Raw genomic sequence first — 20,546 nt, forward strand, 5'->3', positions numbered from 1 at the left:
AAATACGGTTTGTCAGTAGGTTAAGGCGAGCCCTCGAGGCCGGGTGCCGCGGATCGCATGGTTCATGTCAATCCTCTGACGCGTCCAGTCCTTGAGCAGGTTGATCCGCATCGCGGCGGCTTCGAGCTGCGCCAGCGTCCGGGTGATCAGCGTCCGCGCCTCGGCTTCGCTGCCCGCCGGGATCGCGGCGCCGCGAAACAGGATCACCGCCGTCGCCAGTTCCTCGGTCGCGGCGATGATCGCGCCGGCGTCCTGCCCGTCGAGCGCGCCGACCAGCAGGTCGAGCTTGGCCTGGACATCCTCGATCGGCATTATTCGGTGCGCCCTTGTGCATAGTTCAGCATCGCGAGCGCGATCGTTGCCGCGTCGACGCGGTAGCCGCCCTGGTTGATGGCGGTGCGCAGCGAGGCGACGCGTGCGCTGTCCACCGGCGGCGGCATCGATGCGAGGTCGCTCGCGATGCGGATCAGGCTCGCGCCCGCCAGCGCGTCGGGCGCGGCCGTGCGAAGCGGCGCCGCGCCAGCCGCAAGCGTGCTGTCTGCGATCTTGCGCACGGGGGCCGTGCGGCTGACGCCGCCCACCTGTCCGATCTTGCCGTCACTCGACATAGCTGCCTCCATCTGCCCCGCCCGAACGAACGGCGGATGCGTCTCACAAGGCTTTAACGGACGGCGCGTCCGGAGATTAAGGGGTGGTTACCGAAAAAATGAAAAAAGAAACCCGGCGTGTCGGAATGCCGACGCCGCCGGGCCAGTGGGGCTTGGTCGTGCGAAGCGTGTCAGTCGGTCATCCGCGCGCGGCCGGGGCCCGTGACGACCGCGCTCAGCATGTTTTTCGCGTCATTGCCGCGGAGCGCGATCGTCTCGCCAAGGCGGCCGTCCTGCGTCGCGATGGCCGAATAGCTGACCGTGAAAGTCTCGCTTTCGATCGTCACGCGGACATTGTCGCCGCGACGGACGACGGGTGCCGTCGCCGCGGGGGCGGCAAAGCCTGCTTGCATGGGCGCCGCGCCCGCCGGACCGGTGAGCGGGACGCGCAGGCGCCATCCGAGCGGTGCACAGCGGACGGCGAGCGTCTGCGCGTCCAGCGCGGTGATGGCCGGCTGTTCGGGGCAGCGCGCCAGCTTGATGCGGCGATCGATCGGCACCGCGGCGCGGCCCATCGCATTGGCGACGGTCTGCGCGATCGCGTCGATGGGCTGCCAGTCCTGCATCGCCTGCTGTGCATGGGCAGCGGGAAGTGCGGTCAGGCTTGCGGCAAGGCAGGCGACGATCATGCGGGTCATGGAGACAATCCTTGTTGGTCCAAAATTCCACGGAATCGAAGTGCAGGATGCGTGCCAGTCGGGGTTTCCCGCGGAATTCCGTGTGGTGGCACGGCGCCACGTCAATCTTTTGACGAGCTGCCGTCCGGGGCCGCGGCGGATGATCGAGCGACCGGCACATATATTTGAAAAACAAAGATAAATATATTTTGGCACGGCGATTGCATCATGCCTTGGTGTTATTCCGCGTGCCCGCGCCGGCCGGCCAGCCCGTCCACTGCGGCAAGCAAGGGAAGATGATGATGGCAACCGAGAAGCTCTTTGGCCTGCACGCGACGGCGCTCCAGCTGCGCAGCCAGCGCATGATGATGCTCGCGTCGAACATCGCCAATGCCGCCACGCCCAACTACAAGGCGCGCGATCTCGACTTTTCGAAGGCGCTCGACCTTGCAAGCCAGGGCGCCTCGACCGACGGCGCGATCGAAGGCGCGATCGCCTATCGCGTGCCCGTCCAGCCCTCGCTCGACGGCAACACCGTCGAGATGGCGACCGAACAGACCGCCTTCGCCGAGAATGCGCTCGCCTATCGCTCGAGCCTCTCTTTCCTCCAGGGCCGCGTCAACACGCTGACGCGCGCGATCAAGGGCGAATGACGATGAGCAATTTCTCGGTCTTCGACATTAGCGGGCGCGCCATGTCGGCGCAGCTCGTTCGCCTCAACACCACTGCGTCGAACCTCGCCAACGCGGGGACGGTCGCGGGCAGCGAGAAGGAAGCCTTCCGCTCGCTGAAGCCCGTGTTCCGCACCGTGATGGACGCGCAGGGCCGCGCGACCGTGCAGGTCGACCAGGTCACGACGGGCAAGATGGCGCCCTCGAAGCGCCATGATCCGTCGAACCCGCTCGCCGACAAGGACGGCAATGTGTGGGAGGCGGCGGTCGATAGCGCCGCCGAGCTGGTCGAGATGGTCGAGACGGCGCGCCAGTATCAGAACAATGTCCAGGTCCTCGAAACCGCAAAGGGCCTGATCAACGAAACGCTGCGGTTGGGACAATAATCATGGCCGTCGATTCCATCCAGAACCAGTATCAGTCGTACACGCCGACCCAGCTCAAGGGGCAGCAACTCGACCAGAGCGACTTCCTGCGCCTGATGACGGCGCAGCTGTCGCAGCAGGACCCGTTCAACCCGGTCGATAACCAGGAGATGGTGGCGCAGATGGCGCAATTCTCCAGCCTCGCCGGGGTCAGCGAGACCAACACGGTGCTGAAGAGCATTTCCGAACAGCTCGCGGCACAGACCGCGCTGCTCAAGGACATCAAGGCCGCCCAGACACCCCCGGCGACGCCGCCGGCCACCCCGACCACCTAATCATTTCGCAGGAAGGATAAGTCCATGTCGTTCTATACTTCGCTTTCGGGCCTCAAGGGCGCCCAGACCGACATGTCGGTCATCTCGAACAATATCGCCAACGCCAACTCGATCGGCTTCAAGCGCAGCAAGGCGCAATTCGGCGACATCTTCGCCTCGTCGCCGACGCAGTCGTCGAAAACCGTCGCGGGCCAGGGCCAGCGCCTGATCGGGATCACCCAGCAGTTCACGCAGGGGTCGTACGAGACGAGCGAAAAGACGCTCGACCTCGCGATCGTCGGCGAGGGGCTGTTCATCGTGAAGGGCGAGCCGCCGCGCAACCAGGTCACCTATACGCGGAACGGCGCTTTCTCGCCGCTGCCCGATGGCACCGTCATCGATTCGACCGGCCAGAAACTCCAGTTGCTTCCCGTCGATGCTGCGGGCAACGTCACCGACCGCACGCTCGCCGGCGCTTATGACTTCGTTCTGCCCGATGGTGCACCGAGCGATCCGACGGCCTCGCTGATCAACGTCTCGGTCGACCTCGACGGCCTCGTCACGGCGACCTTTGCGAACGGCGAAGACCAGGTGCTCGGCAAGGTCGCGATGGCGACTTTTCCCGCGATGGAGGGTCTGCGCCCCATCGGTGACGCGCATTGGCAGTCCACCGGCGAAAGCGGACCACCGACGATCGATGCTGCGACCAACGGCCCGATGGGCACGATCCGGTCGGGCACGCTCGAACGCTCGAACGTCGACATTACCGAGGAGCTGGTGATGCTGATCGCCGCGCAGCGCAACTTCCAGGCGAACGCCAAGGCGATCGAGGGCGCTTCGACGCTGACCCAGACCGTCATCAACATGCGCACGTAAGACGCGCGACTGACCGCCTGCCGGGAGTATCCAGATGGACCGCCTCATCTACACCAGCCTGACCGCGATGCGGGGCAGCATGGCCCGGCAGACGGCGATCGCGAACAATCTCGCCAACGCCCAGACGCCGGGGTTCCGGGCCGACATGGCCGAAGCCCAGTCGCTCTGGCTGAACGGCGAAGGGTTCGATACGCGCGCCGTCGCTTCGGAAGAGGTGCTCGGCGCCGACATGGCTGCGGGCACGATCACCCAGACCGGCCGCGATCTCGATGTCGCGGTACAGGGCGATGCGTTGCTCGTCGTTCAGGCGAAAAATGGCGAGGAAGCCTATACCCGCCGCGGCGACCTGCAGCTATCGCCGAGCGGCCTTTTGACCACCGGCGACGGCAGCCCGGTACAGGGCGCGCAGGGGCCGATCACGATCCCGCCCGCCGACTCGATCAGCATCGATGCCGAGGGCCGGATCTGGGTCGTGCCGAACGGGGGCGACCCGCAGAATCCGCAGGAGGTCGACCGGCTGCGGCTCGCGACCCCGGCGGGTTCGGATGTCGTCAAGGGGATCGACGGGCTGTTCCGCGTGAAGGGAGGCGGGATTCTTCCCGACGACCCCGAGGCACGGCTCGTCACCCGCTCGATCGAAGGGTCGAACGTCGCCGCCACCACTGCGCTCGTCGAGATGATCGAGGCGAGCCGGAGCTGGGATACGCAGCTCAAGATGATCACCGACGCGCGCGACATGGACAGCGCGACGGCCAATCTGATGCAGCTGCCCCGTTAAGGAGAATAGAGATGAGCTTCGGAGCCCTTCACGTCGCGCGGACCGGTCTGGATGCCCAGGGCTTCCGGATGCAGGTGATCGCGAACAACCTCGCCAACGTCAACACGACGGGCTTCAAGCGCGACCGCGCGAGCTTCGAGACGCTGAGCTATCAGATGATGACGCAGCCGGGTGCGCCGTCGACCGCGGAAAACCGCTATGCGACCGGCCTCAACCTCGGCACCGGTGTCGCGCTCAGCGGCACCGCGCGCATCGATACGCAGGGCACGTTCGCGACGACGGGCAACGGCCTCGACGTTGCGATCGACGGTGCCGGCTATTTTCAGGTGCAGATGCCCGACGGGCGCATCGGCTACACCCGCGCCGGCAATTTCGGCCGCTCGCCCGACGGCACGATCGTGACCTCGGACGGCAAGCCGCTCCAGCCGCAGATCCAGATCCCCGAGGATGCGTCGAGCATCACCATCGGCGCCGACGGCACCGTGTCGGCGAGCGTGCCGGGACAGGAAGGCGCGACCGAGCTCGGCCGCATCGAGATCGCGCGCTTCTCCAACCCCGCGGGGCTGCAGGCGATCGGCAACAACCTGCTCGTCGAGACGCAGGCCTCGGGCGCGCCGCTCGTCGGCGGCGCCGGCGAGGAAGGCCGCGGCTCGCTGCGCGGCGGGATGCTCGAAGGATCGAACGTCAATGTCGTCGAGGAACTCGTCGACATGATCGAGACGCAGCGCGCCTACGAGGTCAATTCGAAGATGATCTCGGCCACCGACGAGATGATGAAAAATGCCGCGCAGACTCTCTAAACTCGGCCTGATCGCCTTGGCGCTTGTGGCGGCTCCGGCGGCCGCGAAGGACAAGGTCGCGCCCGACGCCTTTTCGGTGTCGATGCCCGCGCCGCCGCCCGCGCCGCCGTCCAATGGCGCGATCTTCCAGAGCGGTTACACCCCGCTCACCTCGGGCGGGCGCGCCGGGCAGGTCGGTGACATCATCACGATCCAGCTCGTCGAGCGCACCGCCGCGACGAAAAGCAACGCCGCCAACACCCAGCGCGACGGCAGCATCGGCCTGACGCCGCCGGCGACCGGACCGTTCTCGCTGTTCGACCCGAGCGATGTCGGCGCGAGCGGCACACAGCAGTTCAAGGGCAAGGGCGACGCGTCGCAGTCGAACGCGCTGTCGGGCGAGGTCAGCGTGACCGTCGCCGCCGTCTATCCGAACGGCACGATGCTGGTGAAGGGCGAGAAGTTGCTGACGCTCAACCGCGGCGACGAACGCGTGCAGATTTCGGGCATCGTCCGGGCGATCGACATCAGTCCCGACAACCGCGTCCTGTCGACGCGCGTCGCCAATGCCAACATCCGTTACGTGGGCAAGGGCGAGATCGCGCGCGCCAGCAAGCAAGGCTGGCTGCAGCGCTTCTTCTCGATCATCAGCCCGTTCTGAAAGAGGATAATCCAGTGACCAGGCGTCCGACCCTCCTCACCTTCTTCCTGCTGCTTCTGGCGAGCCTTGGCTTTTCCGCGTCGGCGCAGGCCGAACGGATCAAGGATATGGGCCAGTTCCAGGGCCTGCGCGCGAACCAGCTCACCGGTTACGGCATCGTCGTCGGCCTCGCGGGGACGGGCGACGACAGCCTCGACTATTCGACGCTGGGGATGAAGGGCGCGGTCTCGCGCTTCGGCCTGACGCTGCCCGCCGGGGTCAACCCGGCGCTCAAGAATGCCGCGGCGGTGATGATCACCGCCGAGCTGCCCGCTTTCTCGAAACCCGGCCAGCGCCTCGACATCACCGTGTCGGCGATCGGCAAGGCGAAAAGCCTGCGCGGCGGCACGCTGGTGCTCGCGCCGCTCTATGGCGCCGACGGCCAGATTTACGCGATGGCGCAGGGCAATCTCGTCATCGGCGGGCTCGGCGTCGATGCCGCCGACGGATCGAAGCTGACGGTCAATGTGCCGTCGAGCGGCCGCATCGCCGGCGGCGCGACGGTCGAACGCGCGGTTGATACAGGGTTCACCGCGACCGACCAGCTGACCTTCAACCTCCACCAGTTCGACGCGACCAATGCAAAGCGCGTCACCGACGCGATCAATCAGGCGCTGCCGGGCTCGGCCGTCATGATCGACGGCGCCAGCATCGCGATCCGCGCCTCGGGTGGCGGCGACGAGCGGATGCGCCTGATGTCCCGAATCGAGAATCTCGACGTAATCCGCGCCGAACCGCCCGCGAAAGTCATTGTTAATGCCCGCACCGGGACGGTCGTTATTAACGGCGCGGTTCGCGTGGGGACCGCGGCGGTGACGCAGGGCAAGCTGACCGTCTCGATCAAGGAATCGCCGACGGTGGTGCAGCCCGCGCCGTTCAGCCGCGGCCAGACCGCGATCGAGCCGTCGAGCGAGATCGGTGTCGACCAGGAGTATCGCCCGGTGATGATGATCAAGCCCACGGCTTCGCTTTCGCAGCTCGTCGATGCGATCAACCGCATGGGCGTCCCTCCCGGCGACCTTGTCGCCATCCTCGAAGCGCTGAGCCAGGCCGGCGCGCTGACTGCGGAACTGGTGATCATATGACGACGCCCATTTCCTCCACCCGTGCGCCGACGCCCACGCCCGCTGCGGCGGGCGGCGGCGACGGCGGGCTGCGCAAGGCGGCCGAGGCTTTCGAGGCCGTGATCCTGCGCCAGCTGATGGCGTCGATGCGGCAGGCGAAGCTTGCCGACGACATTTTCGGGTCGAGCGCGACCGACAATTTCCGCGAGATGGCCGACGCCAAGACTGCCGATTCGATGGCGGCACTGCGCCAGTTCGGCATCGCCGACATGGTCGAGCGCCAGTTCCGAGGTCTGGGCGGCGGGCCGACGTCGCTTGGCGGAGGCGTCCAATGAGCGACCTTCTCAGCATCGGCTATACGGGGCTGCGCGCCTATTCGAAGGCGCTCTCGATGGTCGGCGACAATATCGCCAACGCCCAGACGCCGGGCTATGCGCGGCGGCGGCTCGAGCTCGGCGAGGTGCCTGCGGGCAGCAACATGGTGCTCTACAGCGGGTCGGTCACCCCGGGCGGGGTCAATATCAAGGGCGTGGTGCGCTCGGTCGACCAGTGGCTGATCGAGGATGCACGCATCTCGGGCGGCGATTCGGAGCGAGCAGCGACCAAGCTCGATTGGATGAACCGCGTCGAGGGGGCACTGAGCGACGACACCAACGGCATCAAGACCGCGCTCAACAAGCTTTACACGACAGCCGACCTGCTGACCGCCGATCCGTCGAACAAGACGCTGCGCAGCCAGTTCCTGCAGGCGGTCGACGACGTCGCATCGGGTTTCCGCACGGCGGCCGGCCAGCTGTCGGGTCTTTCCGACGGCGTTTCGGGCGCGGCAGCAGCCGGTGTCGACAAGTTCAATGCCAATCTGACCGCGCTCGAGCAGATCAACGTCGGGCTGCGCAAGGCGCGGCCGGGCTCGACCAACGAGGCGGCGCTGCTCGACGAGCGCGACCGGCTGCTCGACCAGCTGTCATCGCAGGCGGGGGTCAGCGCGACGTTCGACACGCACGGCGCGGTGACGCTGCGCGTCGCCGGCAGCGGCGACCTGCTCGTCGGCGGCGGTGTGGTCACCCCGATCGCGGTCACGACGGCGGCGGACGGGCGCCTTTCCTATTCGGTCGGCGGGTCTCCCTTCGCGACCGCCACCGGCGAGCTTGCCGGGTTCGCGCAGGCGGCCGACCATGTCGCCGATCAGCGCGCCGGGCTCGACACGATGGCGGCGCAGTTCGCGAGCCAGCTCAACGCGGCGCACCAGGCCGGCATCGACGCGAACGGCGCGGGCGGGCAGCCGCTTTTCACCGGCACCAGCGCTGCGACGCTCACTGCAACGACGCTTACGCCGGAACAGGTTGCCGCAGCGAATGCGACGAGCACCAACGGCAATATGCTGGCGTTCGGCACGATGCGCGGCGCGACCGGACCCGAGACGGTCTGGTCGGGGCATATGGCGACGCAGGCGCAGGCGACCGCTTCGGCGCGCGCGCAGGATGCGGCGGCCGCGACGCGCGCCGACGCGGCCGCCGCAGCACGCGACAATGTCAGCCAGGTCGACCTCGACAAGGAAGCGTCGGAGCTGATCCGTTTCCAACAGGCCTATTCGGCCGCGGCACGCACGATCCAGGTCGCGCGCGAGACGATGCAGACGCTGCTGAGCTCGATTTAAGGGGGCGGACAAGATGATTAACGCCGTTGGCAACAAGATGACCCGCGAGATCGCCCGCCAGGGCAAGCTCGCCGAGGCGCTCGAACGGACGCAGATCCAGATCTCGACCGGCAAGCGGCTCCAGCGCATGTCCGACGACCCCGTCGCCGCGCGGCGCATCCAGACGATCGGCACGACGCAGGCGAGCATGGCGAGCTGGGCGGCGAACATCAAATCGGCCGAAGCGCAGACCGCGCAGGCCGACGGCGTGCTCCAGTCGGTCAGCGGCCTTTTGACGCGTGCGCGCGAGTTGACGCTTTCGGCCTCGACCGACACGCTGGCGCCCGCCGACCGCGCGACGATCGCCGCCGAGCTGAACGCGATCGCCGACGAAATCGACGGGCTGGCGGCAACGCGCGATTCGAACGGCGAACCGCTATTCGCCTCCGGGAACGCGCGCGTCATCCGGTTCGATTCGGACGTCAGCTTCGCGGCGGTGCCGTCGGCAGCCGATGTCTTTGTCATGGGCGGCAACAGCCTGTCGACCAGCCTTCGCGATATCGCGACCGCGGTCGGCGCCGGGAACAAGCCCGCGATGACCGCCGGTCTCGACACGCTGACCGCCGCAATCGATCATGTCGCCAACCAGAATGCCATCATCGGCCTCGCCGCCGGGCGGCTCGAACGGATCGGCGAAGGGCTTGCGGCGCGGGGGATCGAGATCGCGGACGAACGCAAGTCGGTCGAGGACACCGATCTCGAGAGCGCGATCGCGCTGCTCAACGCCCAGGATCTGACGCTCAGCGCCGCGCAGGCCGCCTTCGCCAAGATCAACCGGCAGACAATGTTCGATCTTTTGAACTGAGCGGTCTCAATTTCTCCGGCCGGCTGCCGTTAAGCTTAATAGACGTCCCCTGAATTTTCCGGGCTGCCAGCCCGAACGGAGTTGAGCGCGCATGTTTCCCGTCGTCGGCATCGTCGTACTGATCCTGCTGGTCTTCGGGGGCTTCGCGATGACGGGTGGCAATCTCGGCCCCGTCATGCACGCGCTTCCGCACGAAATGCTCATCATCGGCGGTGCCGCGGTCGGATCGCTGATCATCGGCAATTCGGGTGCCGAGCTGAAGGCGCTCGGCGGCGGCCTTGCCGCCGTGTTCAAGGGGCCGAAATACAAGAAACAGGATTACCTCGACGTCATCCTGCTCGTCTCGACGTTGATGAAGATGATGCGGACCGAGGGTCCGGTCGCGGTCGAGCCGCATATCGAGGACCCCAAGGCTTCGCCGCTCTTCCAGCAGTATCCCAAGCTTTTGAAGGACGACACGCTCGTCCATCTGATCTGCGACACGCTGCGCCTCGTCGTCGTGTCGTCGGGTACGCTCGATCCGCACGCGGTCGAGGATGTCATGGACAATGCGCTGAAGAGCCATCGCCACCATGCGCTGAAGCCCGCCGAAGGGCTGCAGGGCCTCGCCGACGCGCTGCCCGCGCTCGGCATCGTCGCGGCGGTGCTTGGCGTTGTGAAGACGATGGGTTCGATCGACAAGCCGCCGGCGATCCTCGGCGGCATGATCGGATCGGCGCTCGTCGGCACCTTCCTCGGCGTGCTCTTGGCCTATGGTCTTGTCGGCCCGTTCGCGAACCGCGCCAAGGCGGTGATCGAAAGCGACGCCGCCATCTACCACACGGTGAAGCAGCTCATCATCGCGTCGCTCCACGGCCATCCGCAGCCGCTGGTGATCGAGGCGGCGCGCTCGGGTGTCGATCACCATAACCAGCCGAGCTTTGCCGAAGTCTTCGACGGAATGCGAGGGCGGTAGTGGCTGCGCGTCCCAACCTCGTCCGGCCGATCATCGTCAAGAAGGTGATCGAGGAAAGCCATGGCGGCCATCACGGCGGCGCGTGGAAGGTCGCCTATGCCGACTTCGTGACCGCGATGATGGCCTTCTTCCTGCTGATGTGGCTGCTCGGCGCGACGACCGAGAAGCAGCGCAAGGCGCTCGCCGACTATTTCGCGCCGACGATCGTCAAGACCAAGCAGGAGAGCGCCGGCGGCGCAAGCCTGTTCGGCGGCGATTCGATCGTCTCGGCCGACCGCTATCCGCATCGCGCGGGCCAGACGGGGACGCGCTCGCTGACCATCCCCAAGGACGCGGTCGGCGGTCCGAAGGAAGCGGCGGGGCGCGAGCGCGAAAAGGAAAAATTCGCGCAGGTCGCGAAATCGATGATGGAGCGCGTCCAGAAAAAGGGCGAGCTCAAGCGTCTTGCGCGCAACCTGCGTTTCACTGTGACGACCGAGGGGATGCGTATCGACGTCGTCGACGATGCCGACTTCTCGATGTTCGCAATGGGCACCAGCCAGTTGACGCCCGCCGGCGCGAAGCTGTTCAGCGAGATCGCCAAGCCGATTGCCGAGACCCCGAACCGGGTGATGATCCGCGGCCATACCGATGCCGCGCCCTGGTCGGCGAAAACGGGGATGAACAACTGGCGCCTGTCGGTCGACCGCGCCGAGGTGGTTCGCAACTTCCTGGAGTATCGGGGGGTTGACGGCAGCCGCTACGCACGCATCGAAGGCGTCGCCGATCGCGAGCCCTATAACCCTGTCGACCGGCTCGATCCGCGCAACCGTCGCATCTCGATCACCCTCGGCTGGCGGGTCGGGGACGAGAAATAGAGCCAATCTGGCAGCATTGAAATTCGTAAACATCCAAATTGAGCCAACATTGCTGCCAATATGGTAATAATGCTTTGTTTTCAATGGCTTGTGTTAATTTGGATAATCATTCGTTTACCATTTTCCTCAATTTCTGTCTCCATCAAGAGGGCGCCGAATGGGGGGCGCGGTGGAGACGAAAATGACCGTGGGGCAGACTGTTGGACAGAATGGGGAGGATCGCTCGGCGCTTGAGGCGCTGATCATCGGGCACAGCCCGGCGGTGGTCCAGCTTCGCGAAATGATCCGGCGGGTCGCCCGCTCCAATGCATCGGTCATGCTCTGCGGCCCCTCGGGCTCGGGCAAGGAACTGGTCGCCCGCGCGATCCACGATGAAGGCGTCCGTTCGGGCAGGGCCTTCTCGGCGATCAACTGCGGCGCCATTCCCGCCGACCTCATCGAATCCGAGCTGTTCGGGCATGAAAAGGGCAGCTTCACCGGCGCTCACGCTCGCCGCATCGGGCATTTCGAAGCCAGCGAGGGCGGTACGCTCTTCCTCGACGAAATCGGCGACATGCGCTTCGACATGCAGGTCAAACTTCTCCGCGTGCTCGAAGACCGGACGATCGTCCGCGTCGGCAGCAGCGACATGAAGAAGGTCGACGTCCGCGTCATTTCGGCGACCCACCAGGATATGGGCACTGCGATTGCAGACGGCCGCTTCCGGGAGGATCTTTTCTTCCGCCTCGGCGTCGTTGTCCTGCAGGTTCCGAGCCTCGCGGCGCGGGTTGAGGATATCCCGGCGCTGATCCGCCATTTCCAGCGCAACATGCCCGGCGAAACCAAATGCCGCTATGATGACGCCGCGCTCGCAGTGCTGATGCAGCATCGCTGGCCGGGCAATGTCCGCGAACTCAGGAACTTCGTCGAGCGCGCCAGCGTGCTCTATGGCGGCGAAACGCTCGGCGCCGACGATGTCGCCATCCTGTTGAACCCGACCGCGGCTTTCGCGCCGCGTCTGGCCGCTCCGATCGCTGCTGCCGCGATAGACGACGGTCAGCCCGCGCCGGTGCCCTATGCCAAGACGCCGGCTCCGGGCCGCCCGATCGATCTTAAGCGCGAAATCGAAAGCATCGAGCTCGAACAGATACACAATGCGCTCGACCTCGCCGACGGCATCATCTCGGAGGCCGCACGCCTCCTGACCCTCAAGCGCACGACGCTGATCGAGAAGATGCGCAAATATGGAGTTCAGCAGCAGGCCGCCTGATAACTACCCCACCAGTTTCGGCGCCGCTGAATTCGGCACCGGCCGCACTCCTCCCTCTGACGCCTGTCCCCACCTTTGGCGGCAGCAGGGAAGCGGCCGGTGCCGAACCCTTTTCAGGGTCGAGAGACATTACTGGCGCAGCTGACGCCAGGCCGAGCTGACGGTGACGATGCCCTTGAGCAGCTCGTCGAGCTCTTCGGCATCGTTCGCGGCGACGGCATTGTCGAGCTTCCGCCGCATACTGCGATAGACGCGGGCGAGTGCCTCGGCGACGTCGCCGCCATTCTCGTGATCGAGCCCGACGTCGAGGCCGATCAGGATCGCGCGGGCGCGGTGCGCGGGCTCGGTCGCCGACACGCGCTGCCCCTGGCGCACCATCGCCGCGAGTACGCCCACCGCCGTCTCCAGCTCGTCATAGAGCATGGTCACGAGTTCGATCGGGTCCGCCGCATTTGCCCGGCTTTCGTTCTGCAGGCGGCGATAGAGTCCCGTCGCGCGGACGGTCGAGGCGGTGGCGGTCGTCATCGGTACCATCAATCGTTATTGGAATTGGACCACAGCTTGATCTGCTGCTCGAGATAGGCCTGCGTCGCCTTGAAGGCGTTCAGCTTGACGTCGAGCTGCGAATATTGCTTCTCGAGCCGTGCCTTGTACGCCGCTTCGCGCGTCTCGACCTTTTCGAGTTCCTTCGACAGCGAGGTGCCCTTGTCGGCCAGCGATTTCTCGAGCCGGCCGATCGCGCCGTCGGTCGCCACCGCCTTGTCGCGGATTGCGTCGAGCGCGCCCGCGATGCCCGGGTCGCTGACCGGATTGTGCGTGCCGTCGCGAAGGGGATTGAACAACCCCTCGACCGCGCCGGCGTCCGACGCCAGCACCGCGTCGAGCTTGACCTTGTCGAGCGTCAGCGTCCCGTCTTTCGTGGTCGAGACGCCGATGTCGGAGAGCTGGTTGATGCTGCCATGGCTGGTGAGCACCTTGGTGACGAGCGTATTGAGCTCGCGTTCGAGCTCGCGCAAGCCCGTCGTTGCCCCCGATAGTTTCGACGCCGCCTGCAGGCTTTTCTTGAGCTGGTTATAGACGTCGACGAAGTCGCCAACGGTCTGCTTGATCAGATCGAGCGGGCGGCTCGCCCCAAGGTCGACCGGTTGACCGGGAGCGGCTTTCTTGAGCGTCAACGATATGCCTGGCACGACGTCGTCGATCGTGTTCGACGCGCGGCTGAAAGCGACGCCGTCGAGCGTGAATTCGGCGTTCGCGGCGGTCTGGCCGACCGAGAGGCCGCCATTGGTCGCAAAGGCGCCAAGCCCCGGATCGGCGCCGCCGTCGGCGGTGAGCGTGAAGGCGTTGGCGGCGCCCGTCGCGCCTTTCAGGATCAGGCGGCTGCCGCCCTGGTCGGAGATGATCGACGCGGTCACGCCGGCGCCGCTGGCGTTGATCGCGGTGGCGAGCCCCTCGAGGCTGTCGTTCGTCGCGCCGACGGTGATCGTCTTTGCAACCCCGTTGACGGTCAGGGTCATCGTGCCGGTGCCGATCGCTGCCGTCTTGTCGGCGACGACGCCCGAATAGCTGCTCTGGGCGCGGGCAAGGCTGTTGACGACAATCGTTGCGGCGAATTTGTCGGCCTGCAGGCCCGCGCGAGCGGTCGCGGAGAGGACGCTCTCGTCCGACACTGTCGGCTTGCTCCGCAGCGACCCGTCGGAAATCATCTGTTCAAGCGAATCGGCAAAGCCGACAAGATCCGACCGCGCCTGCGATACCGCGCTGATCCGCGCCGTGTTGGCGGTGATCAGGCCGCCTAGACGCGCGACCTTCGGCTCGCGCGATGCCGACGACAGGTCGCTGACCAGCTTTGCGATGTCAATTCCCGACCCGGCGCCGAGCGAAGAGGCGATCGATGTAACCATGACGAATATCCTTCGAGCTTCTTAACGGCCGGGATTCCGGTGTCTTAAGCGCCGAAGGATCAATTTTGTCGGCGGCCTTCGAGGTCGAAGCGGTGCGACGGCGGCACGTCGACCGATGGCTTCGAGAGCCCCTCGGCGACCGCGCGTTCGAGCTGGAAGACGAAGGCGAGGACGGTCGCGACCGCAACGAACAATTCCTCGGGGATCGCCCGCCCGGCGCGCGCGGTGAAGTAGATCGCGCGGGTCAGCGCCGGATATTCGAGGATTGGCACATGGGCGCCGCGCGCCAGTTCGCGGATCGACAGCGCGACGTCGCCGCGGCCGCGCGCGACCACCACCGGCGCGGCATCCTGGCCGGGGCGGTAGCGAAGCGCGACCGAGAAATGGGTCGGGTTGGTCAGGACGACGGTCGCTTCGGCCACCGCCTTGCGCGCCGACCCGCTCAGGATTTCGTGCTGCCGCTGGCGCTGCGCCTGCTTGAGCTCGGGAGCGCCGTCGGATTCGCGCATCTCCTGCTTCACCTCCTGCTTGCTCATCATCAGGCGGCGGTTGCGCTGATACCATTGCGCGGGGACGTCGATCAGCGCGATGACGACGAGGCCGCCCGCCATTGCGAGCATCGCATGGCCGACCGACTTGCCCGCCAGCCCGATCGCGCCGTTGAGGTCGGCCTGCGCCATCGACATGATCGCGGGCAGGCTGTTCGCGACGAGCCAATAGCCGATCGTGCCGAGCAGCAGCACCTTGGCGAGCGATTTGACCAGTTCGATCAGGCCTTGCGGACCGAAGATGCGCTTGATTCCCGAAAGCGGGTTCATCCGGTTGCCCTTGAAGGCGATCGCCTTGCCCCGCCAACCGAGCGAACCGAGCATCGCCGGGGCGGCGACACTCGCGACGAGCGCAAGCGCGAAGAGGCTCGAAAGCGGCAACAGGATCTCGACGCCGTTGCGCATCAGCGCCTCGCCGGGCGCGAAATGCGCGACATCGTCGGCGCCCAGCGTCAGCCCGCGCTTCAACAGCTCGCCCGCCGACTGGACGAGCCAGCCGCCCGCGGCGAACAGCCATCCGGCGCCCGCGAGCATCATCAGCGCGGTCGCCAGCTCCTTCGACATCAGCACATCGCCTTCGCGCGCCGAATCGGCGAGTTTCTTGGCGGTTGGCTGTTCGGTCTTCTGGTCGCGTTCGGTCGTTCCCGCCATGGCTCAGCGCCCCGCCGCGAGGACGCGCGCCATGTCGAGCGCGTCCGACAGGAAACGGGCGATCGCCTCGGCCATCGCCGGGGTCGCGATCCCGAGCAGGATGACGCCGGCGAGCAAAGTCGCGGGCAGGCCTACCGCGAACAGGTTCATCGCGGGTGCCGATCGTCCGATCACGCCCATGATCATCTGGACGAGCACGAGCACGAAGCCGACCGGCAACGCGATCGTGAGGCCCGCGGCGAACATCAGGCTCGCAAAGCGCAGCAACCCGCCAATCGCGGAGAAGGACGGAAAGGCGTTGCCGGGGGGCAGCGCATTATAGCTGTCGACGATGATCTGGATCAGCAGCAGATGCCCGTCGGCAGCGAGGAAGAGCGCGGTCGCGAGCATCGAGAGAAATTGCCCGACGACGCTGCTCGACGTGCCGCTCAGCGGATCGACCATCGATGCGAAGCCGAGGCCCATCGTGTTGCTGATCGTTTCGCCCGCCAGCAGCGCGGCGGCGAGCCCCATCTGGAGCACGAAACCGATCGCGAGGCCGATCACGACCTCGCCGACGATCATCAGGAAACCCGGAACCGAGACGATACCGTCGGGCGGCAGCGTCATTCCCGACGCGGCAACGGCGGGAACCCCGACCGCGAGCGCGATGACGAGGCGAAGCTGCACCGGCACATTGGCGGCGCCGAACACCGGCGCCGCGATGAACGCCGCACCGGGGCGGATCATCCCCAGCATCCAGAGCTGGAGCATCGCTTCGACGTTCGGGATTTCGGCCGGGACCATCGGGCGGCCCTAGCGGACCAGATTCGGGATCTCCGCGAACAAGTCGCGGGTGAAATCGGTGAGCAGCACGAGGATGCTGCTGCCGAAGATCGCGAGGCAGATCGCGGTGACGATCAGCTTGGGCACGAAGCTCAACGTCTGTTCGTTGATCGAGGTGGCCGCCTGCACCATACCGAGCAGCACGCCGACGACGAGGATCGGGATCAGGATCGGCGCCGAGGCGAGCGCGAGTACCCAAAGGGATTGCTGCGCAAGTCCGACGAAATAATCGGCTTCCACCGGCTATGTCCCGAAGGAGGAGGCAAGCGAACCCATCGTCAGCGCCCAGCCGTCGACGAGGACGAAGAGCAACAGCTTGAAGGGCATAGAAATGACCGTCGGCGACAGCATCATCATGCCCAGCGACATCAGCGCCGAAGCGACGATCAGGTCGATCACGAGAAAGGGCAGGAAGATCAGGAAGCCGATCTGGAAGGCGGTCTTGAGCTCGCTGGTGACGAAGGCGGGCAGCAGGATCGAGAAGGGCACGTCCTTCGGGCTCGCATAGGTCGGCGCCTTGGCGATCTTCGCGAACATCATCAGGTCGGACTTGCGCGTCTGCGTCATCATGAAACCGTGCAGCGCGTCGCCCGAGCGGGTGACGGCGGTGCCGATATCGATCTGTTCCTGGCCATAGGGCTCGATCGCGACGCGGTTCACTTCGCTGATCACCGGCTGCATCACGAACAGCGAGAGGAAAAGGCTGAGGCCGACCAGTACCTGGTTCGGCGGCGTCTGCTGGAGCCCGAGCGCGTGGCGCAGGATCGACAACACGATGATGATGCGCGTGAAGCTGGTCATCATCAGGAGCAGCGACGGCAGCACCGTCAGCAGGCTCATCAGGACGAGGATTTGCAGCGACAGCGACAGCGGGCGGCCGTTGCCGCCGATTTCGTTGACCGCGCGAGTCAGCCCGCTCGCCTCGGCTTCCTGCGCGAGCGCAGGCGCGGCCGTCGCGAGCAACGCGATGCCGCCCGCAATCGCGGCACGGCGCAGCCAGCGGGCACGCGGCGTCAATCCCTTGACGGGCGTCTTAGCCGACATGGAAGTCGCCCTGGCTGTTGTCGGCGAGGCGGGTGACATTGCCGCGCGAGACCGCGAGTAGAATCTGCTGTCCGGCGAATTCGACGACTGCGAGCTTGGTGCCGGGGCCGAGCGGCAGCACGCCGATCATTTCGACCGGCCGCGCCTGCTTGGCGCCGCCGGGCGTCAACGGCACGCCCATCTGGACGCGTTTCCAGAGCCACAGGCTGCCCCACGCCATGCCGCCGACGAGTGGCAGCAGGATGAGCAGCCGAAGAATATACTCGAACATCAGCCTCTCCGCTCGAAGCCCGCGATGCCGCGGTCGGGCGCGACGAGTTCGGCGACCTGAATGCCGTATCGACCGTCGACGCTGACGATTTCGCCCTTCGCGATCAGCGTGCCGTTGGCATAGATGTCGAGGAGTTCGTTCGCGGCGCGGTCGAGTTCGACGACGCTGCCGTCGGAAAGCGCGAGCAGTTCGGCAAGCGTCATCGAGGTCGATCCGACCTCGACCGAGACGCGCAGCGAGACGCCCGCGAGCAGGTCGAAATTGGGCGCGCCGGCGATCGTCCGGCTGTCGCGACGGTCGGTGCGGCCGGGGGCTTCGCTCATGTCAGTCATGGTCCGATCCCTTTTCGATAGTCTCAATCATGATGGCAGCATTCCCATTGGCTTCCCCGATGCTGCCGGACGCGAAACTGCGACCGGCGACGGTTACCGGAACATTGCGCGGAATGGTTAACGGAATGATATCGCCGACCTCGAGCGACAATAATTTTACGAGCGGAATCTCGGGGCGCGCGAGCACCGAACGGACCGGAAGACGCACGGTCTTGAGAGCCTTGTTGAGAGTCGCGGTCCATTCGGGGTCGATCGCGGGCGCATCGCGCATCTCGGGCAGAGGGTCGGCACCGGCGATTCCGCGCAGCGCGGCCTGCGGATAGGCGCAGAGAATGGTGCGGCCCTCGAAAACCCCGCCGCGGAGCGTGAAGCGCTGGACGAGCAGCTCGTCGTCGGCGCGGACCGCCGCAAGCTTTGCAGGATCGCTGGTGACGCAGTCGAGTTCGGGTTCGATCCCGGCCTTCCACGCCGCGGCGAGCTGCATCCCCATGTCGCGGCCGAGGCGCGCGGCGAAACGCTCTTCGGCGTCGGTCAGTTCTTCGCGTTCGCTGCCGAGCTGCCCCTTGCCGCCATAGAAGATATCGACGAGCTGGAGGACGAGCGGGCGCGTCGCGGCGAGCAGCACCGGACCTTTGAGGGGCGGGGCGTGATAGCGCCAGAACAGGCCCGGCGAAACTTCCTGACACCAGTCGGCGAACCGCATCTGCACCGCGGGCGCGCGTTCGACATTGACCGTCGGCGCGCCCAGCGCACGGACAAGATCGCGCAAGCTACGCGCGAACTGGTTGCCGACGCTGTCGAGCACCGGGAAGGCATAGCTGTCCTCCGCCTTGCGCAGCAGCAGCGACGCCTTCGCGTCGGCCGCCAGCTTCGCCGAGGTGTCGACGGGTTTCGGTTCGAGGCTCACTGGATCACCAGGCTCGTGAAATAGACATTGTCGATGCCGCCAAAGCCTTCCTTGTCGCGAAGGACGTCGTTGATCGCATTGGTCAGCTGGCGCTGGAGCTGCTGCTTGCCCTGCGAGGTCGAGAGCAGGGCAGGATCCTGTTCGGCGAGCACCATCAGTACCGCCGAACGGATCGGCACCTGCTGGCGCTTGATGTTGCTGATCACCTTGCCGTCGTAGAAGGTCGACAGGCTGATCCCGACCTGCAGGAAGCCCGAGCCGTCGGCGAGGTTGGTCGTGAAGGCATCGGTCATCGGGTAATAGGTGATCTCATATTTGCGCGGATCGACCTTGAAGCGGTCGTTCGGCACCGAAACGGTGCCGACCTTCGGCGCGGGCTCCTTGCCCTCTTCGCCTTCGGCAGCGGCGGCTTCCTCGCCCTTGGTGCGCACGACAAGCTTCGGATAATGATCCTCGGGCTTCGCTTCATGGCCGCCAAGGCCGCCGCCCAGATAGATGCCGGCGCCCGCGCCCGCACTGATCAGCGCGGTGCCGCCGATGCCAAGCATCAGCAGTTTTTTCATCTTGCCGCCCTTTTTGGGTTCGGCGCCCTCAGGGGCTTTTTCCTTGCTCATGGTCAGGTCCTTCCTGGTCAGGCAAAGCGGCCGCGGTGGCCCGCGGTGCGTTCGTCGGTTTCGCTGTCGTGCCGCTCGGCGGCGGTTTCGATGAGGTGGCTCGCATCAGGGGCGGGGCCGCGGCCCTGACCCTGGTGCTGCTGCATCTGCTGGCGCCCGGCTTCGGCCGGGGTGTGCGTCACCTGCGCTTCGGCGACGCGCACGCCCTGCTGGCGCAGATCCTCGATGAGGCGCGGCTGTGCGGTCTGGACGATCGTCGCGGTCGCTTCATGCTGCGTGTCGAGGCGCAGCGTGACGCCCTCGTCGCCCGCCAGCATCGACACATCGAGGCGGCCGAGATGGCGCGGCATCAGGCGGAAGCTGAGTTCGCCCTTGTCGGATTTGGTCGCTGCGATGTCGGCGGCGAGCTGCGCGATCCATTGGTCGTCGCTGGCGGTGTCGAGCACGCGCTCGGCGACCGGCGCGGCCTTCGCGGCCTCGGTCAGCGGCGCGGCCCCCTGCAGGTCGGGCTGGGTGAAGAGCACGGTCATCGAGGCGCCGGCATCGATCACCGGCTTGGCGGCCTTGGGGTCGACGGTGATGGCGGTCGTGAGCTGGGTCGGTGCGGTCTCGGCGGGCTCGCCTGCAGCCGCCGGCAGCACCGGGTCCGCCGGGCGCGAGGCTGCGGCAGGCGCGGCGGGCTTCGAAACCTTTTCTGCGATCGGCTTGTCCGCCGTCGGCATCGAGGCGGCGATCACGGTGGCGACGGCCGGCGTTTCGACGGTCACAGCGATCGGAGGAAGGGCCGGAGCGGGCGTGGCGGTCCCTGCTGCGCCATCGACGGACCCGTCGGTTTCGTCCTGCGCGGTCGGCGCGGCCTTGTCGTTCGCGAGGGTCGCCGCCTTGACCGGCGTGGCGACGGCGATCAGCAGGCTGGCGGCCGCTGCAGCGGCATCGGCGGTGGAGGCCGCCTCGGCCGTCGCTGCCGTCGGAACCTTGACGGCCGGCTGGTCGGGAAGCGCGGCGTCGACCGATGTATCGACAACGAGTTGCGGCAGCCCGAACAGCGCCGCCGCGGGCGGGGCGGGGGTCGTTCCC

Annotated in this window: 28 protein-coding genes; 14 read left to right on the forward strand and 14 right to left on the reverse strand. The window is 66.4% G+C overall.

Features of this window, described 5'->3' with window-relative positions; genetic code table 11:
- Nucleotides 1-12: 12 nt before the first annotated feature.
- From ATE64_RS19985 to ATE64_RS19995, 3 genes are all read right to left on the reverse strand, one after another.
- Nucleotides 13-312, reverse strand: coding sequence for a hypothetical protein (locus ATE64_RS19985; RefSeq protein WP_058456557.1), 300 nt, complete (start codon nt 310-312; stop codon nt 13-15).
- Complete coding sequence (gene flgM, locus ATE64_RS19990) at nt 312-608, reverse strand: flagellar biosynthesis anti-sigma factor FlgM (RefSeq protein WP_058456558.1); 297 nt, start codon at nt 606-608, stop codon at nt 312-314. Before flgM ends, ATE64_RS19985 begins: the two co-directional genes overlap by 1 nt.
- A 170-nt stretch (nt 609-778) precedes the next feature.
- Nucleotides 779-1,285: a flagella basal body P-ring formation protein FlgA gene (locus ATE64_RS19995; protein WP_058456559.1), complete on the reverse strand. Its 507-nt coding sequence runs from the start codon at nt 1,283-1,285 to the stop codon at nt 779-781.
- Nucleotides 1,286-1,563: 278 nt separating this feature from the next.
- On the opposite strand from ATE64_RS19995, the gene flgB reads away from it, so the two are divergent.
- The 14 genes from flgB (at nt 1,564) to ATE64_RS20065 (ending at nt 12,373) form a co-directional block, all read left to right on the forward strand.
- The gene (gene flgB / locus ATE64_RS20000; protein ID WP_058456587.1) at nt 1,564-1,917 is read left to right on the forward strand and encodes a flagellar basal body rod protein FlgB; all 354 of its coding nucleotides are present in this window, start codon (nt 1,564-1,566) and stop codon (nt 1,915-1,917) included.
- Entirely contained in the window at nt 1,914-2,321 is a 408-nt protein-coding gene (gene flgC, locus ATE64_RS20005) for a flagellar basal body rod protein FlgC (protein WP_058456560.1), read from the forward strand. The genes flgB and flgC overlap by 4 nt, the downstream gene beginning before the upstream one ends.
- A gap of 2 nt (nt 2,322-2,323) precedes the next feature.
- Nucleotides 2,324-2,635, forward strand: coding sequence for a flagellar hook capping FlgD N-terminal domain-containing protein (locus tag ATE64_RS20010; RefSeq protein ID WP_058456561.1), 312 nt, complete (start codon nt 2,324-2,326; stop codon nt 2,633-2,635).
- A 24-nt stretch (nt 2,636-2,659) separates the two neighbouring features.
- On the forward strand, nt 2,660-3,490 hold the full coding sequence (locus ATE64_RS20015) for a flagellar hook-basal body complex protein (protein ID WP_058456562.1): 831 nt from the start codon (nt 2,660-2,662) through the stop codon (nt 3,488-3,490).
- Nucleotides 3,491-3,524: 34 nt separating this feature from the next.
- The gene (gene flgF, locus ATE64_RS20020) at nt 3,525-4,268 is read left to right on the forward strand and encodes a flagellar basal-body rod protein FlgF (RefSeq protein WP_058456563.1); all 744 of its coding nucleotides are present in this window, start codon (nt 3,525-3,527) and stop codon (nt 4,266-4,268) included.
- An 11-nt stretch (nt 4,269-4,279) separates the two neighbouring features.
- Nucleotides 4,280-5,068, forward strand: coding sequence for a flagellar basal-body rod protein FlgG (gene flgG, locus ATE64_RS20025; protein WP_058456564.1), 789 nt, complete (start codon nt 4,280-4,282; stop codon nt 5,066-5,068).
- Nucleotides 5,049-5,708, forward strand: a complete 660-nt coding sequence (locus ATE64_RS20030) for a flagellar basal body L-ring protein FlgH (RefSeq protein WP_058456565.1) — start codon at nt 5,049-5,051, stop codon at nt 5,706-5,708. The genes flgG and ATE64_RS20030 overlap by 20 nt, the downstream gene beginning before the upstream one ends.
- Before the next feature lie 47 nt (nt 5,709-5,755).
- On the forward strand, nt 5,756-6,832 hold the full coding sequence (locus ATE64_RS20035; protein ID WP_231729194.1) for a flagellar basal body P-ring protein FlgI: 1,077 nt from the start codon (nt 5,756-5,758) through the stop codon (nt 6,830-6,832).
- On the forward strand, nt 6,829-7,146 hold the full coding sequence (locus ATE64_RS20040) for a rod-binding protein (RefSeq protein WP_082657903.1): 318 nt from the start codon (nt 6,829-6,831) through the stop codon (nt 7,144-7,146). Before ATE64_RS20035 ends, ATE64_RS20040 begins: the two co-directional genes overlap by 4 nt.
- On the forward strand, nt 7,143-8,468 hold the full coding sequence (flgK, locus tag ATE64_RS20045; RefSeq protein WP_058456567.1) for a flagellar hook-associated protein FlgK: 1,326 nt from the start codon (nt 7,143-7,145) through the stop codon (nt 8,466-8,468). The genes ATE64_RS20040 and flgK overlap by 4 nt, the downstream gene beginning before the upstream one ends.
- 13 nt (nt 8,469-8,481) lie before the next feature.
- Nucleotides 8,482-9,312: a flagellin-like protein gene (locus tag ATE64_RS20050; RefSeq protein WP_058456568.1), complete on the forward strand. Its 831-nt coding sequence runs from the start codon at nt 8,482-8,484 to the stop codon at nt 9,310-9,312.
- 91 nt (nt 9,313-9,403) lie between these two features.
- A complete protein-coding gene (gene motA, locus ATE64_RS20055) occupies nt 9,404-10,267 on the forward strand; it encodes a flagellar motor stator protein MotA (protein WP_058456569.1) in 864 nt (287 codons plus the stop codon).
- Nucleotides 10,267-11,124 (forward strand): flagellar motor protein MotB, encoded by an 858-nt coding sequence (locus tag ATE64_RS20060; RefSeq protein ID WP_058456570.1) that lies wholly within the window; start codon nt 10,267-10,269, stop codon nt 11,122-11,124. The genes motA and ATE64_RS20060 overlap by 1 nt, the downstream gene beginning before the upstream one ends.
- 181 nt (nt 11,125-11,305) lie before the next feature.
- Nucleotides 11,306-12,373, forward strand: a complete 1,068-nt coding sequence (locus tag ATE64_RS20065; protein WP_167541787.1) for a sigma-54 dependent transcriptional regulator — start codon at nt 11,306-11,308, stop codon at nt 12,371-12,373.
- Between the two features lie 129 nt (nt 12,374-12,502).
- Here the strand turns inward: ATE64_RS20065 and ATE64_RS20070 are convergent, their stop codons facing one another.
- The 11 genes from ATE64_RS20070 to ATE64_RS20120 form a co-directional block, all read right to left on the reverse strand.
- Nucleotides 12,503-12,898 carry a flagellar protein FliS gene (locus ATE64_RS20070; protein WP_058456590.1) on the reverse strand — a complete coding sequence of 132 codons (396 nt, stop codon included), beginning with the start codon at nt 12,896-12,898 and terminating at the stop codon, nt 12,503-12,505.
- Nucleotides 12,899-12,906: 8 nt separating this feature from the next.
- Nucleotides 12,907-14,277, reverse strand: a complete 1,371-nt coding sequence (gene fliD / locus ATE64_RS20075; RefSeq protein ID WP_058456571.1) for a flagellar filament capping protein FliD — start codon at nt 14,275-14,277, stop codon at nt 12,907-12,909.
- A 59-nt stretch (nt 14,278-14,336) separates the two neighbouring features.
- A complete protein-coding gene (locus ATE64_RS20080; protein WP_058456572.1) occupies nt 14,337-15,476 on the reverse strand; it encodes a flagellar type III secretion system protein FlhB in 1,140 nt (379 codons plus the stop codon).
- Nucleotides 15,477-15,479: 3 nt separating this feature from the next.
- Nucleotides 15,480-16,262 (reverse strand): flagellar biosynthetic protein FliR, encoded by a 783-nt coding sequence (gene fliR / locus ATE64_RS20085; protein WP_058456573.1) that lies wholly within the window; start codon nt 16,260-16,262, stop codon nt 15,480-15,482.
- Nucleotides 16,263-16,271: 9 nt separating this feature from the next.
- Nucleotides 16,272-16,541, reverse strand: a complete 270-nt coding sequence (locus tag ATE64_RS20090) for a flagellar biosynthetic protein FliQ (RefSeq protein WP_058456574.1) — start codon at nt 16,539-16,541, stop codon at nt 16,272-16,274.
- 3 nt (nt 16,542-16,544) lie between these two features.
- Entirely contained in the window at nt 16,545-17,345 is an 801-nt protein-coding gene (gene fliP, locus ATE64_RS20095; RefSeq protein ID WP_058456575.1) for a flagellar type III secretion system pore protein FliP, read from the reverse strand.
- Nucleotides 17,335-17,616: a flagellar biosynthetic protein FliO gene (locus ATE64_RS20100; protein ID WP_058456576.1), complete on the reverse strand. Its 282-nt coding sequence runs from the start codon at nt 17,614-17,616 to the stop codon at nt 17,335-17,337. The genes fliP and ATE64_RS20100 overlap by 11 nt, the downstream gene beginning before the upstream one ends.
- Nucleotides 17,616-17,948, reverse strand: a complete 333-nt coding sequence (gene fliN, locus ATE64_RS20105) for a flagellar motor switch protein FliN (protein WP_058456577.1) — start codon at nt 17,946-17,948, stop codon at nt 17,616-17,618. The genes ATE64_RS20100 and fliN overlap by 1 nt, the downstream gene beginning before the upstream one ends.
- On the reverse strand, nt 17,941-18,855 hold the full coding sequence (locus tag ATE64_RS20110) for a flagellar motor switch protein FliM (RefSeq protein WP_058456578.1): 915 nt from the start codon (nt 18,853-18,855) through the stop codon (nt 17,941-17,943). Before ATE64_RS20110 ends, fliN begins: the two co-directional genes overlap by 8 nt.
- A complete protein-coding gene (locus ATE64_RS20115) occupies nt 18,852-19,469 on the reverse strand; it encodes a flagellar basal body-associated FliL family protein (protein WP_058456579.1) in 618 nt (205 codons plus the stop codon). Before ATE64_RS20115 ends, ATE64_RS20110 begins: the two co-directional genes overlap by 4 nt.
- A gap of 17 nt (nt 19,470-19,486) precedes the next feature.
- Nucleotides 19,487-20,546 (reverse strand): flagellar hook-length control protein FliK (locus ATE64_RS20120; RefSeq protein ID WP_058801295.1); only part of this gene is annotated, 1,060 nt, incomplete at its 5' end.

This window comes from Sphingopyxis sp. H073, from assembly GCF_001468395.1.
In the GTDB taxonomy this organism is placed as follows: Bacteria; Pseudomonadota; Alphaproteobacteria; order Sphingomonadales; family Sphingomonadaceae; genus Sphingopyxis.

What these genes read in the sequence shown, in the direction of transcription:
- ATE64_RS19985 (WP_058456557.1), bottom strand. Translation starts at nt 312, where the DNA reads ATGCCGATCGAGGATGTCCAGGCCAAGCTCGACCTGCTGGTCGGCGCG.
- flgM (WP_058456558.1), bottom strand. Translation starts at nt 608, where the DNA reads ATGTCGAGTGACGGCAAGATCGGACAGGTGGGCGGCGTCAGCCGCACG.
- ATE64_RS19995 (WP_058456559.1), bottom strand. Translation starts at nt 1,285, where the DNA reads ATGACCCGCATGATCGTCGCCTGCCTTGCCGCAAGCCTGACCGCACTT.
- flgB (WP_058456587.1), top strand. Translation starts at nt 1,564, where the DNA reads ATGATGGCAACCGAGAAGCTCTTTGGCCTGCACGCGACGGCGCTCCAG.
- flgC (WP_058456560.1), top strand. Translation starts at nt 1,914, where the DNA reads ATGACGATGAGCAATTTCTCGGTCTTCGACATTAGCGGGCGCGCCATG.
- ATE64_RS20010 (WP_058456561.1), top strand. Translation starts at nt 2,324, where the DNA reads ATGGCCGTCGATTCCATCCAGAACCAGTATCAGTCGTACACGCCGACC.
- ATE64_RS20015 (WP_058456562.1), top strand. Translation starts at nt 2,660, where the DNA reads ATGTCGTTCTATACTTCGCTTTCGGGCCTCAAGGGCGCCCAGACCGAC.
- flgF (WP_058456563.1), top strand. Translation starts at nt 3,525, where the DNA reads ATGGACCGCCTCATCTACACCAGCCTGACCGCGATGCGGGGCAGCATG.
- flgG (WP_058456564.1), top strand. Translation starts at nt 4,280, where the DNA reads ATGAGCTTCGGAGCCCTTCACGTCGCGCGGACCGGTCTGGATGCCCAG.
- ATE64_RS20030 (WP_058456565.1), top strand. Translation starts at nt 5,049, where the DNA reads ATGCCGCGCAGACTCTCTAAACTCGGCCTGATCGCCTTGGCGCTTGTG.
- ATE64_RS20040 (WP_082657903.1), top strand. Translation starts at nt 6,829, where the DNA reads ATGACGACGCCCATTTCCTCCACCCGTGCGCCGACGCCCACGCCCGCT.
- flgK (WP_058456567.1), top strand. Translation starts at nt 7,143, where the DNA reads ATGAGCGACCTTCTCAGCATCGGCTATACGGGGCTGCGCGCCTATTCG.
- ATE64_RS20050 (WP_058456568.1), top strand. Translation starts at nt 8,482, where the DNA reads ATGATTAACGCCGTTGGCAACAAGATGACCCGCGAGATCGCCCGCCAG.
- motA (WP_058456569.1), top strand. Translation starts at nt 9,404, where the DNA reads ATGTTTCCCGTCGTCGGCATCGTCGTACTGATCCTGCTGGTCTTCGGG.
- ATE64_RS20065 (WP_167541787.1), top strand. Translation starts at nt 11,306, where the DNA reads ATGACCGTGGGGCAGACTGTTGGACAGAATGGGGAGGATCGCTCGGCG.
- ATE64_RS20070 (WP_058456590.1), bottom strand. Translation starts at nt 12,898, where the DNA reads ATGACGACCGCCACCGCCTCGACCGTCCGCGCGACGGGACTCTATCGC.
- fliD (WP_058456571.1), bottom strand. Translation starts at nt 14,277, where the DNA reads ATGGTTACATCGATCGCCTCTTCGCTCGGCGCCGGGTCGGGAATTGAC.
- ATE64_RS20080 (WP_058456572.1), bottom strand. Translation starts at nt 15,476, where the DNA reads ATGGCGGGAACGACCGAACGCGACCAGAAGACCGAACAGCCAACCGCC.
- fliR (WP_058456573.1), bottom strand. Translation starts at nt 16,262, where the DNA reads ATGGTCCCGGCCGAAATCCCGAACGTCGAAGCGATGCTCCAGCTCTGG.
- fliP (WP_058456575.1), bottom strand. Translation starts at nt 17,345, where the DNA reads ATGTCGGCTAAGACGCCCGTCAAGGGATTGACGCCGCGTGCCCGCTGG.
- ATE64_RS20100 (WP_058456576.1), bottom strand. Translation starts at nt 17,616, where the DNA reads ATGTTCGAGTATATTCTTCGGCTGCTCATCCTGCTGCCACTCGTCGGC.
- fliN (WP_058456577.1), bottom strand. Translation starts at nt 17,948, where the DNA reads ATGACTGACATGAGCGAAGCCCCCGGCCGCACCGACCGTCGCGACAGC.
- ATE64_RS20115 (WP_058456579.1), bottom strand. Translation starts at nt 19,469, where the DNA reads ATGAGCAAGGAAAAAGCCCCTGAGGGCGCCGAACCCAAAAAGGGCGGC.